Raw genomic sequence first — 12,394 nt, 5'->3', positions numbered from 1 at the left:
GTGCTGCTCCCTCTGCTTGATTGATTGCTTGATTGCTTGCTTGCGACCGATCAAAGGCGGAACAGGCGTTCCGCGTTTCCGTGACAGACGAGCGCGCGCGTGGCGTCGTCGAGCGGTGCGCGTTCGATGAAGTCCGCTGCAATGGCCGTCGACTCGTATGGATAGTCCACCGAGAACATCACCGCCTCCGCGCCCATCTCGCCGATCGCGCCCATCAGCGCGGGCGCCGAACACACGCCCGAGGTCGTGATGAGAATGTTCGTGCCGATGTATTCCGAAGGCGCGCGCTCCAGCGTCAAGCCATGCGAGTACACGGCGAAGCGGCTGTCGAAGCGCCAGCGCAGATAAGGCAGGCCCTCGCCCATGTGACCGAGAATGAGCTTGAGCTTCGGGAAGCGGTCAAACACGCCGCTGAACAGCAGACGCAACGCATGGCTGCCCGTTTCGACGCCCCAGCCCCAGGTCGCCCCGGTGAGTTCCGGATGGCCGTCGAGCACGCGCGGGTTCACGAAAGCGTCGGTGGGATGCAGGTAGAGCGGAACATCGAGTTCCTGCATCGTCGCCCAGAACGGATCGTAGGCGCGGTCGTCGTAATAGGTACCCAGCGTATGGCCGTTGACAAGCGCTCCCTTGAAACCGAGTTCGCGGACTGCGCGCGTCAGTTCATTCGATGCGGCGTGTGCCGTGTGCATCGGCAAGGTGGCGAAGCCCCCGAAGCGCGCCGGATGACGTGCAATCTGCGTGGCGAGGAAGTCGTTGCTTTCCCGCGCGCGGCGGATCGCGAGCGCGGCATCGGGCTCGCCCTGCACGCTCGGACCCGTTTGCGAGAGGATCGTATAGTCGATCCCGGCGCGGTCCATTTCGACGATGCGCTCCTCGTCGAAGTCGTTCAGGCGCGCCGCGAGATCGCGCAGCACCTCGGGTGCGATGTGCTGCGTGAAGCTCTTCGAATAGCCCTGGAAGCCCGGCGTGCTGAAGTGCTCTTCCAGAGCGATCTTGCGAATCCGCTTGCTCATGTAAAACCTCTATGGATTATTTAATCAGTGGACTGACGATATGGCCGAAAAACCGGGTGCCTGGCCAGTCATGCGCCGTTCAGTCGCGCTTGCCGAAAAGCTGCTTGATGCGGCTCCAGATGACGCTCCACACGAGACCGCCCGCATTGAACTTCGCCGATGCAGCCGATGCAGCCGATGCCTCCGGCGCATCGCTGCCGCCGAGCTGCGCGGTGATGCGCGCGCCGAAGTCCGCGATCATGCGTCGCACGAAATCCTTCACAAGCCCCGAGCGCGAGAATTGCGCGAGCGGGCCTTGCAGCATGTATTCGAGCGTGACTGCCACGCGCGTCTGAGCGCCGTTCGCCTCGCTGGACAAGGCGTAGGTGACGTCGCCGTTGGCGCGCGAGCGGCTGATGTTGTCCTGCCCCGCACCGCGCATCACCGCGCGATGCGCGGCGTCATCGCGTTCCAGGCGCGCGGCGCCGGCGAAGTTCGCCGACATCGGACCGAACTTGATTGCGATCTTGCCCTTCAGGGACTCGCCGTCGTGATCCAGCAGTTCCGCGCCCGGCAGGCAGCGCGCAACGGAAGGCAGATCGCCCATGAAGGTCCAGACCTGATCGAGCGGGAACGGCACGACGAAGCTGTCGTCGATGGCAGTCCAGCCCTTGCGCTGTGCGCCCGCAGGTTCGCTGACGGCCGCCGCCGTGGGTGCGGCAGCCTGAGGCGCGCTGGCGGGCGCCGCCGCGAAAGTCTCGAACGCGGGCGCGGCGATGGTTGCATCGCTAACCACTTTGCGTGCGACGGGCGCATCCGCGATCGGATTCTCCTTCAGGTCCGCGAGCACCGCCTTGATCGCCGCGACGATACCCATGTAGCCCGTACAGCGGCACAGGTTGCCCGAGAGTTCGAGACGGATGCGCGCTTCATCGGCGTCGGGGAAACGCCGCACGATATCGCGCGCTGTTATCAGCATGCCCGGCGTGCAGTAACCGCATTGCAGGCCATGATGAATCGAAAACGAACGGCGCAGACGGCGCATCAGTTCGTCGTCGTCGAAGCCCTCGATCGTGCGCACCTTTTGTTGATCGCATGCCACGGCGAAGGTGATGCACGAACGGACCGGCTCGCCGTCGACGAGCACGGTGCATGCGCCACACACGCCGTGCTCGCAGCCGAGGTGCGTGCCGGTGAGATGATGCGTTTCGCGGAGGAAGTCGCCGAGATGCACGCGCGACTCCACATCGCTGCGCACGGAACGGTCGTTGATGGTGAGTTCGATGACGGACATTGCAGTCTCTCAGTCTCTTCTAGGCTTGAGTCGTGCCGGCGTCGCCGAGCGCCTGCGCCAGGCAGCGCTGCAACGCGGCGGCATGGATCGAGCGGTCGATGCTGTCGGCGTTGGGCATCGCCCCGGCCACCGCTCGCGCGAGCGCGTCTTCAGTGACGGCGGACGGGCCCCGCTGAGCAATCTGGCGCGCGAGGTCGTCGAGTGCGGCGGGCGGACCGTCGAGCGCGCCAAGCACCACGCGTGCGAGTCCCGAGCGTGCATCGAACGCAGCAGCCGCGCTGGCATGCGCGAACTCGCCAGTCTTGCGGCATAGCTTGTAGTAACCCCAGCGCAGCGTCGGACCCAGCTTGGGCAGCAGCACCGCAGTGATGATTTCGCCTTCTTCGAGCAGCGTCGTGAACGCGCCGAGCATGAAGCCGCTCGCGCGCACCTGCCGCGTGCCGCCGGCCTTCGCCACTTCGAGACGTGCATCCAGCGCGGAGAGCGCGAGCGGCCAGTCCGCCGCCGGATCGGCATGCGCCAGACTGCCGCCGATCGTGCCGCGATTGCGGATCGCGCGATACGCGATGCCGCTCGCCACGTGCTGCAGATAGGGATGACGCAGCAGTTCGTGCGTGCCGTCCTCGATCTCTGCGTGCGTGACGGCTGCCCCGACGCGCACGAAATCGCCGCTCCCGGTCACGCTGCGCAGGTCCGCGATGCGCGACACATCGATCACGCGCGACGGGCGCGCGAGGCGCAGGTTCAGCATCGGACCCATCGACTGACTGCCTGAGATGGGCTTCGCGTCACTCAACTCGTGGAGCGCTTCCGGCAAGGATGCCGGCCTCACATAGTCGAACGCAGCGGCCTTCATCCCGCCACCTCCTGGCTCAGTTCTTCACGCGGCGCCTGGCTCTTCGCTCGCGCGGCCTCGATGGCCGACAGCAGGCGGCGCGGCGTGAGCGGCGTCTCCGATACGGTCGCGCCGAGCGGCATGAGCGCATCGTTCACCGCGTTGAACAGCGCGGCGGGCGGAGCAATCGCGCCGCCTTCGCCGACGCCCTTCGCACCGAACTCCGTATAGGGCGACGGCGTTTCCATGTGAATGATCCTGAGCGGAGGCAATTCGGTCGGCCCGGGCAGCATGTAGTCGGCGAGCGTGGAGGTTAGCGGCTGCGCATTGTCGTCGTAGAGCGTCTCCTCATAGAACGCGGTGCCGATGCCTTGCGCCGTTCCGCCGATCGTCTGTCCCTCGACCACCATCGGATTGATCATGCGGCCGCAGTCCTCGACGATCACGTAGTCGAGGATCTCGACATCGCCCGTCTTCGGATCGACGGCCACGGCGGCGGCGTGCGTCGCGTAGCTGAACGCGCCGGTGTCCACCTTGGGCTTGAAGCCTTGTGTCGCCTCAAGACCGGCCAGGTTCACGCCGGCGGGCAGCCGCTCGGGACGCAGATACCACGCGGCCGCGATCTCCCCGATCGACACACGGCCTTGCGTGCCGATCACGTCGCCCCGCTCGAAGCGGACCGCTTCCTGCGGTTCGCCGAGCAGATGCGCGCCGATGAACAACAGACGCGGCACGAGCTCGCGGCAGGTCGCGGCCACCGCGCCGCCCGCCATGACGATGCTCCGCGATGCATAGGTGCCGGTGGAATATGGCGTCAGCGCGGTATCGCCGTGTACGACCTTGATCTTTTGCAGCGTCACGCCGAGCACTTCGTTTGCGATCTGCGCGAGCGTGGTCTCCATGCCCTGGCCATGCGAGTGAATGCCCGCGCGCACTTCGAGGCCGCCGTCGGCCGTGATGCGCACCGTCGCGAGATCGTAGCCCGGCACCACCGGCAGGCCCCACGACGCGAACACCGCCGTGCCGTGCGCGGACTGTTCAGTGAAAGTCGCAAAGCCGACGCCGACGAGACGCCCATCCTTCTCGCCCGCCTTCTGCCGCGCGCGCCACTTCGGCACGTCGAGTTGTTCGACCGCGCGCCGCAGGCTTTCCTGGAAGTCGCCGCTGTCGTAATGCTTCTTCACGACGTTCGTATAAGGCATGTCCGCGCCGCGCACGAGATTGTCGTGACGCACTTCCCACGCTTCGCGTCCGACTGCACGCGCAATCGCGTCCATCGTCAATTCGATCGCGAAGCACACGCCCGTGCGCGCCACGCCGCGATACGGCAGAAAGCCCGGCTTGTTGGTCGCTGCGCATTGCGTGCGGCAGCGATAGCCCTTGAAATCGTACGGTCCCGGAAGATTGCCGAGCGCCTGGCCGGTTTCCAGTCCGATCGTGAAGGGCCACGCGGAATAGGCGCCTCCGTCGATCAGCAGTTCGGCATCGAGCGCAAGCAGGCGGCCCGTCTTGTCCGCGTAGGCGGTGAGTTCGTAGTGGTGCTGACGCGAGTTGGCGCCGGCGATCAGATGCTCGCGGCGGTCTTCAATAAAACGGAACGGTTTCCGGAAAGTGAGCGCCAGCCACGCGATGCACAACTCTTCCTGCTGCAACACGCACTTGTAGCCGAACGCGCCCCCCACGTCGGGCGAGATGACGCGGACCTGCGCATGGTCGATGCCCAGGCACTGCGACAGCACCGTGCGGATCATGTGCGGCACTTGCGTCGATGTAATCACGACGAGTTGCCCGTGCGTATCGTCCCAGTACGCGAGCACGGCCTTGCCTTCCATCGGCACCATGCATTGACGCGCGAGATCCACTTTCTGTTTCACGACGATGGGCGCGTCCTTCGCGCGTTCGTCGAAATTCACGTCGGCCTTGAGGTCGAGGAACAGGTTGTCCGTCCAGTGATCGTGTACGCGCACGTCGGTGCGCTCGCGGGCGGTGAAGGCATTGGCGAAGGCCGGCAGTTCATCGAGATCGAGCTCGATTTCCTCGGCGATGTCTTCCGCCTGCGCGCGCGTCTTCGCGAAACACATCGCCACCGGTTCGCCGACGAAGCGTACCTTGCCGGACGCCAGCGGCGGATGTGACGAGGGTTTGTACGAAGGCAGGCTCGAATCGGCGACGATATCGGTCGCGCCTTGCATGTCGTCGCGCAGGATCACCTGTTGTGCGTAGCGCTCGGGCTTGCCGATACGCACGATGCGCGCATGCGCCACGGGACTGCGCAGGAACGCGACCTCCTGCAGATCTGGAAACGTATAGTCGGCGACGAACTTGCCCTTGCCTTGCAGATGCCGTTCGTCTTCTCGACGCCTGACGCGCGCGCCGACACCGCCTGTTTCGACAGGTGCTTCCGTATTTTCCGTGTGACTCATATGCGCACTCTCCCGGATCAGCGCTGACGTTCAGACCGGATAGGCCAGATCGTTGGCGATCATCGCCGTGTCGTATACCGCCTGTCTTTCTTTCAGCAGAAGCACGTTACCATTGCGCGCGAAGCGGTCAAAAAGCCTGCCCGCCTGATGCAGCGTGGTCGCGCCTTCCACCAGTGTCTGCAACAGCATGTAGTTGCTCTGCGCGACAATTTCTTCATCGGTCGCGTTCAGGATGCGCACGTTCGACACGAAATGCAGCATCTGACGCGGCGCGAACATCTGCGTGCGGGCGATGGCCACGGCCCGGTCGCGCAGCATGTTGCGGCCTTCCGCATACACGAGCCCGACCGGAAAGCCGTTCGCGGCATTTTCGTATTCGGTCACGCGATACAGGCAGTTCTCGGTGAAGAACTCGGGCCAGCGCTCGATGTCGCCGCTATCCAGCGCCGCGCAATACTCGGCATGAAAGTCTTCCACCGCGGCGCGTGCGATCAACGCCTTGTCGTGCGCAATGGGCTGCTTCTCGAATCCTGGCAACATCTAGAACTCCATCACTTCACGATAGTGTTTGTACATGGCGCGAATGGCCGCCTCGGAGATCAGGTTGTCCGCCGTGCCGATCTTGTCGCCGTCCAGCTTGATGATGCTGCGGTCCGTCACCGAGCGGCGCACGCCTTCCTGGACGAACTTCATCGCTTCGTTGTCTTCGAGGCCGAGAAAGCCCGACGGTCCCATCAGATTGCCCTGGCGCAAACGATGACGCACCATCTCTTCGGTATCGTCTTCATACCCGAACATGGTCCAGAGCATGATCATGCTGTTCGGGCCGTTCGGCACGATATGGCGGACGCCCAGCGTGTTCATCTCGCGCTGCACGATCAGGTTGGGCCAGATGGTCTGCATCGTCACGGACCATTCGGAATCGAACTCCTTGACGAATTCGAGGAAACGTTCGTCCTGCAACACCATGCCGTCGTGAAACGAACGCATCTCCTTCTTCTTGTCTTCGTCGACGGTCGCGTAGAGCGTGTCGCTCTTGGCCGAGGCCATGGTGCCGTGAATGCCGTACTTGCTGTCCGCGACCATCGCCGAGCGGTTGCCCGCCACCAGCAGGCCGAACACGACGAGGAACGAATGCAGCAGGGTCGCGTGATACGGGTCCTTCAGGTTCTCGTGATACATCTTCCAGTTGCACGGCAGCTCGTTCTTGTAGAAGCCGAGCACGCGCAGCTTCTTGCCGTTGAACACGGCGTCGAAGTCCGTGAGGATCTCGGGCGTGAGATAGTCCTCGAGCGGCTCCATGTCATGCGTGAACGATGCGAACACCACGCCGTTGCGGGTCGCGACGGCAAGTTTGCGCAGACCGTGTTCATCCGTGCGAAAGTCCTTCGGCATGCCGCCGAGCTTGTTGACGCCGCGCCGGAACGGCACGCCCTGGAGATTGCCCTTCAGATCGTATGACCATTGGTGATACGGACAGACGAATTCCTTGTTGTTGCCGCGGCTATGGCGGCAGAACTCCGCGCCGCGATGCGCGCAGCGGTTTTCGAAGACGTTGATCGAACCGTCTTCCGCACGCGACACGACCACCGGCGTGGGCCCGACATAGGAGCGCTTGTAGTCGCCCGCATTCGGCACTTCCGCTTCGAGCGCGACGAAGTTCCAGGTGCGTCCATGAAAGATCCGTTCCACTTCGCGCGTGTAGACCGCTTCGCTCGTGTACACCCAGTCGGGGATGCACTGCAGCCCTTGTTCAGGCCATGCGAGGCCTTCTATCGGCGGATTCTTTGTTTGGGGCGTATGAACCCCGATGACCGTTTCAGACGAGTACACCTTGATCTCCCGATTGTGTTGAGCGAATCAGCCGCTCCAGCTGGCGCAGCTTGACCGTGGGGTCGCACAGCAGCTTTGCGTCGACCGGCATGGCGTCCTCAACGAGCCGCCGGAGCGCACGCAACTCGCCGCCCTGATTGATGGCGAGCGCCTGGACCATGACGCCCTCGCGCAAGCCCATCAGCACGGTCTTGCCGTCCGCGCCCGCGCGTTCGATCCATTGCTCCACGCCGATGCCGGGCCAGCCGAGCATCTGGATGTTCCAGTCGTACTGATCGGTCCAGAACCATGGCGTCGGAGCGTAGGCGACGGACTCGCCCATGATGTTGCGCGCCGCGACAAGCGCCTGTTCCTGCGCGTTCTGCCACGATTCGAGGCGCACCGCACGGTCCGCCGGGCCGTAAGGGAAGCTCGCACAATCGCCGGCGGCATAGACATCCGGCGCGGATGTGCGGCAATGGCGATCCACGCGGATGCCGTTGTCGGTCGCGATGCCCGCGGCCCGTGCAAGCGCATCGTCCGGTTCCTGACCGATCGCGATCACGCAGCAATCGAATGGCATGTCGTTGACTTGCACGCCAGTGGCATGCGCCTGCAGCGACAGCGGCTTTGCATCGAAGAAGAAGCGCACGCCGCGATCTTCGTGCTTCAGGCGCAGGCGTTCTGCGATGGACGGCGGCAGCGCGCGGCTCAACAGGCTCGACGCCGATTCGAACACGCTCACATCGAGTCCACGGCTGCGTGCGCTCGCCGCAAATTCGAGCCCCAGGAAGCCGCCGCCGATCACCGCCACGGAACGCGCGTCTGCAATGCGGGTGCGCAGGCGCATTGCATCGTCGAGCGTGCGCAGATAAAACGTATGCGGGCCTTCGGGCATGCCGGGCAACTGGCGCGCGTGTCCGCCTGTGGTCAGCAGACAGTGGTCGTAGCGCAGTTCACCGCCCTGCTCCAGCACCGCGACATGACGTTGCGGATCGAGTTGCAGCACGCGGTCACTGATCCATTCGATGCGTGCATCCGCGTACAGCTGCGCCGGATGCACCCAGCCCTTGAAACAGTCCGCATCGGACTGAGCCGTCAGCACGTCTTTCGAAAGCGGCGGCCTCTCGTAGGGCGCGTGCGCCTCGTCGCCGACCAGCACGATGCGGCCGTCGAAGCCGTGCGTGCGCAGCGCTTCGGCGGCGCGCGCGCCGGCCTGTCCTGCACCGATGATCAATACCGTCTGAGTCATGATTCGCCGCTCCGCGTCGCGCGTTTCAAAGGTCGACGAAGATCTCGCCGCCTTCCACCTGCACGCCATAGACGCGCAGCGGCTCGGTCACGGGCGCGCACTGCGCGGCGCCCGTGCGGATGTCGAAACGTCCCTGATGCAGCGGACATTCGATGCAGCCGTCTTCCATATAGCCGTCGCTCAACAGCGCGAACTGATGCGTGCAGACGTTGTGCGTGGCATGCACTTCGCCGTCCAGCAGATAGAGCGCGATGCGTTCCTCGCCGATCGTCACGCCAAGCGGCTCGTCTTCCACGAGGTCGGCGAGTTTCGCCGCGAACTTGAGAGCCATCTGTCGCTCCTTCCGATATGTTCAGTATGCTGATGAATCTGATGAACGTATGCTAGCAGGACTTTTCGGCGAGTCAAGCTGATCAAAAATAGTGATTTCCCGTATCGAAAAAAACCGGAACAGGGCGGTCCGGAACGTGGGCGACGCCGTCATGCGATGATTCAGGGTTCTGTCACGACTTCACGCGTCATGCCCTCGACTGTCGCCGCCCGCGCCGGACACCTTCCGCTCGCGAGCATCGGTTTCATCCTTGCGTCGATGCTCTGCTTCGCCATCGTCGATACGCTCGCCAAGGCTGTCGCGCTGCACTATCCGGCTAACGAACTGACTTTTTTCCGCATGCTGTTCGGTCTCGTGCCGGCCGTGGCGATGTGCTGCATCGGCGAGCGCTCGCTCATTCAGCGCGTCAGGCGGCTCGACATGCGCGGGCAGACCTTGCGCGCGTTGACGCTGCTCGGCGCTTCCGGTTTCTTCTTTGCGGGTTTGCCCTATATTCCGCTCGGCGAGGCCGTGGCGATCGCGTATTCGGAGACGCTGCTGGTCGTCGTGCTCGCGCCTTGGCTGCTCAAGGAACGGCTCACGCCACGCGCGGCCGTGGCGGCCATGATCGGCTTTGCCGGCGTGCTGCTGGTCGTGCGCCCGGGCGGCGGAGAGTCGAGCTGGCTCGGCCCGGCGTTGTTGATCATGAGCGCGTTATGCGGCGCACTTTCGATCATCCAGATCAAGCGCATTCGCGCCAGTGACGATTCCCGCACCACGGTCCTGTTCTTCACCACGGTGGGCACGGTCGTGATGGCCGCGACCCTTCCATTCAGCTGGAAGGCGCCGACGCTCGACGCCCTGCTCCTGATGGCCCTGCTCGGCGCGCTTGCCACCGCCGGCCAGGTCCTGATGACCGTTGCATTTCGCAGCGCAGACGCCGGCACGCTCGCGCCCTTCAATTACACGAGTATCGTGTGGGCCGCGCTCTTTGCCTATCTGGCGTGGGGCGAAACGATCGCGCCGCTGTCGCTTGCTGGCATTGCGCTGATCGTCGGCAGCGCGATCGCCGTGGCGTGGCAGAGCAAGCTGCCTGAAGGTCCCATCGCCTGACACTCCCAACCACATCATGCAACTCGCTCAACTCGATACCCCCGCGGCGATCATCGATATCGCCAGGATGCAGCGCAATATCACCGCGATGCAGGCGCGCATGGACGCGCTCGGCGTGAAGTTCCGTCCGCATGTGAAGACCACGAAATGCCTCGATGCCGTGCGCGCGCAAATTGCGGCCGGCGCGCACGGCATCACGGTATCGACGCTCAAGGAAGCGGAACAGTTCTTCTCGGCCGGCATCGCCGATATTCTTTATGCGGTCGGAATCGCGCCCGCGAAGTTGCCGCGCGCATTCGCGCTCAGGCAGCGCGGCTGCGACCTGAAAATCATCGCGGACAACGCCGCGGCGGCGCGCGCGATCGTCGACTATTGCAAGGCGGAAGGCGCATCGTTCGAAGTCTGGCTCGAGATCGACACGGACGGGCACCGCTCGGGCCTCGCACCTGACGACGACGCATTGATCGACATCGGCCGCATCTTGCAGGAGGGCGGCATCGGCGTTGGCGGCGTGTTGACGCATGCCGGCTCCAGCTATGAACTGAACGAGCCCGACGCGCTCGCCGCACTCGCTGCCCAGGAACGCGACGGCTGCGTGCACGCGGCCGAACGTCTGCGTGCAGCGGGCATTGCTTGCAGGACCGTGAGCATCGGCTCGACGCCGACCGCCCTCGCCGCGACCCATCTCGAAGGCGTCGATGAAGTGCGCGCGGGCGTCTACGTGTTCTTCGATCTGGTGATGGCGAACGTCGGCGCATGCACGACCGATGAGATTGCGTTGAGCGTGCTGGCGAGTGTCATCGGACATCAGCCCGACAAGGGCTGGGTCATCGTCGATGCGGGATGGATGGCGATGAGCCGTGACCGCGGCACATCGAAGCAGACACGCGACTTCGGCTACGGCCTGGCCTGCGCCCTCGATGGCACGCCGCTGCCGGGCTGCGCAGTCGTCGGCGCGAATCAGGAGCACGGCATCATCGCCGTCGCCTCAGGCGAGGATCTCACGCGACGTTTTCCCATCGGCATGAAGCTGCGCATCCTGCCGAATCACGCGTGTGCGACAGGCGCCCAGTATCCCGAGTACCACGCGCTATCGAGCGATGGCAGCACCGCCGTATGGCCGCGCTTTCACGGCTGGTGATGATCGGACTTCATCCCGCGAGGCTGTGCGTAGGCTGATTCGGCAAGCGCACACGAAAGATCGCGAACTTGCCCTCGCGCGGATACCCGTTGGAGAAGTTGGTTTCGTGCAGATGGGAATCCGCGATGTAGAGATAGCCCTTCGAGTATGCGAAGCCATCCGCCCATGACAGCTCGCGATGCTTGCCTACAAGCGTGTGCTCCCTGAGCGCGGGCTTGCCATCGCGCTCGATCACGTCGAAGCCGACCACCGTGCGTTTCTCGAGATCGCCGCCATACAGCACGCCCGCCGGACTCATGATGAGGCCGCCCGTCAGTGCGCCATCGCCGAGATATTGCACGCGCTGCGCCAGCGCCTCGGCGGGCAGCGTGTCGTCGATGAGCGCGGCGGTCTCGATGCGCCAGTAGTGATGATCCGTCAACGGCCGGTAGTACAGCCACTTGCGTTCCGGCGACAGCGCGATGCCGTCGGTTTGCAGCACCAGCACGCTGCCGTCGAGCTTGCGGGCGGGCTGGTCGCCGAACATCAGATGTTGTGCGGGATCCGACACGCTCGAACGATCGCCTGCAAGCAGCAGCCGTGAAGCGCCGCTCCGGAGGTTCGTCGCCACTACGCCGCCCTGATTGGCCGCGTTGCTGATGTACGCGAAGCCATGCGTGTGATCGACGCGTATGTCGTTGAGCGAATCCTTCGGCGTGACGAGCTTGCCGTAATCGAACTGACGCACGATCTTGCGCGTGGCGAGATCAAACTCGACGAGTTTCGGCGGCTGACGTGTCTGATCCACCGAAGGCAATGACGAGTCGAGCGCCCAGAGATGATCGTGCTCGTCGACCCATAGCGCCTGAAGCGAGATCCATTGATGCGCACCGTCTTCATCCGGCTTGAACACGTTCCAGCTTTCATCCGGAAAGGGCGTGAGTGCGCCGGTGTCCGGATCGACCTCGACCATGCTGTAGCGCGAGCGCTTCACGGACGAAGGCGCGGTCGCGAACACGCGACCCTGCTTCGATACACCGATGCCGACCAAGCGGAAGTCATCGTCGAACGTGGCGACGGTTTCGAGCTTGGGCGCAGCGGCATGTGCCGTTTGCTCGAAGCCCAGCGTCGCAAGCGCGCCGGCGCCCAGTGAAGCAAGCACGCGTCGACGCATCGTGCGGTGCGCATCCCGATCCTTCATCAAGCGTCTCCTTGTGTGTCAGCGTGGATCCCTCGAGTA

The 12,394-nt window shown here is 64.2% G+C and carries 11 protein-coding genes; 2 read left to right on the top strand and 9 right to left on the bottom strand.

Annotation, left to right across the window (positions count from 1 at the left end):
• Nucleotides 1-50 precede the first annotated feature (50 nt).
• From QCE62_RS24200 to QCE62_RS24165, 8 genes are all read right to left on the bottom strand, one after another.
• Nucleotides 51-1,016: an amidohydrolase family protein gene (locus QCE62_RS24200; protein ID WP_309923988.1), complete on the bottom strand. Its 966-nt coding sequence runs from the start codon at nucleotides 1,014-1,016 to the stop codon at nucleotides 51-53.
• A gap of 79 nt (nucleotides 1,017-1,095) precedes the next feature.
• Nucleotides 1,096-2,289 carry a 2Fe-2S iron-sulfur cluster-binding protein gene (locus tag QCE62_RS24195; RefSeq protein ID WP_309923986.1) on the bottom strand — a complete coding sequence of 398 codons (1,194 nt, stop codon included), beginning with the start codon at nucleotides 2,287-2,289 and terminating at the stop codon, nucleotides 1,096-1,098.
• Between the two features lie 19 nt (nucleotides 2,290-2,308).
• Nucleotides 2,309-3,145, bottom strand: coding sequence for an FAD binding domain-containing protein (locus QCE62_RS24190; RefSeq protein ID WP_309923984.1), 837 nt, complete (start codon nucleotides 3,143-3,145; stop codon nucleotides 2,309-2,311).
• Nucleotides 3,142-5,547, bottom strand: a complete 2,406-nt coding sequence (locus QCE62_RS24185) for a xanthine dehydrogenase family protein molybdopterin-binding subunit (RefSeq protein ID WP_309923982.1) — start codon at nucleotides 5,545-5,547, stop codon at nucleotides 3,142-3,144. Before QCE62_RS24185 ends, QCE62_RS24190 begins: the two co-directional genes overlap by 4 nt.
• 30 nt (nucleotides 5,548-5,577) lie before the next feature.
• Entirely contained in the window at nucleotides 5,578-6,087 is a 510-nt protein-coding gene (locus QCE62_RS24180; RefSeq protein WP_309923980.1) for an aromatic-ring-hydroxylating dioxygenase subunit beta, read from the bottom strand.
• The gene (locus QCE62_RS24175) at nucleotides 6,088-7,380 is read right to left on the bottom strand and encodes an aromatic ring-hydroxylating dioxygenase subunit alpha (protein ID WP_309923977.1); all 1,293 of its coding nucleotides are present in this window, start codon (nucleotides 7,378-7,380) and stop codon (nucleotides 6,088-6,090) included.
• The gene (locus QCE62_RS24170; protein WP_309923975.1) at nucleotides 7,367-8,611 is read right to left on the bottom strand and encodes an FAD-dependent oxidoreductase; all 1,245 of its coding nucleotides are present in this window, start codon (nucleotides 8,609-8,611) and stop codon (nucleotides 7,367-7,369) included. The genes QCE62_RS24175 and QCE62_RS24170 overlap by 14 nt, the downstream gene beginning before the upstream one ends.
• 25 nt (nucleotides 8,612-8,636) lie before the next feature.
• On the bottom strand, nucleotides 8,637-8,942 hold the full coding sequence (locus QCE62_RS24165; RefSeq protein ID WP_309923972.1) for a non-heme iron oxygenase ferredoxin subunit: 306 nt from the start codon (nucleotides 8,940-8,942) through the stop codon (nucleotides 8,637-8,639).
• Nucleotides 8,943-9,131: 189 nt separating this feature from the next.
• Here QCE62_RS24165 and QCE62_RS24160 point away from each other — a divergent pair, with 189 nt between their 5' ends.
• Nucleotides 9,132-10,034, top strand: coding sequence for a DMT family transporter (locus QCE62_RS24160; protein WP_309923970.1), 903 nt, complete (start codon nucleotides 9,132-9,134; stop codon nucleotides 10,032-10,034).
• A gap of 16 nt (nucleotides 10,035-10,050) precedes the next feature.
• A complete protein-coding gene (locus QCE62_RS24155) occupies nucleotides 10,051-11,175 on the top strand; it encodes an alanine racemase (protein ID WP_309923967.1) in 1,125 nt (374 codons plus the stop codon).
• Nucleotides 11,176-11,185: 10 nt separating this feature from the next.
• Here QCE62_RS24155 and QCE62_RS24150 read toward each other — a convergent pair whose 3' ends face one another.
• Complete coding sequence (locus QCE62_RS24150; protein ID WP_309923964.1) at nucleotides 11,186-12,355, bottom strand: L-dopachrome tautomerase-related protein; 1,170 nt, start codon at nucleotides 12,353-12,355, stop codon at nucleotides 11,186-11,188.
• Nucleotides 12,356-12,394: the final 39 nt, after the last annotated feature.

This window comes from Caballeronia sp. LZ033 (assembly GCF_031451265.1).
Taxonomy (GTDB): domain Bacteria; phylum Pseudomonadota; class Gammaproteobacteria; order Burkholderiales; family Burkholderiaceae; genus Caballeronia.
The sequence above is the reverse complement of the archived record's forward strand: the minus strand, read 5'-3'. Positions and strand labels throughout refer to the sequence as shown.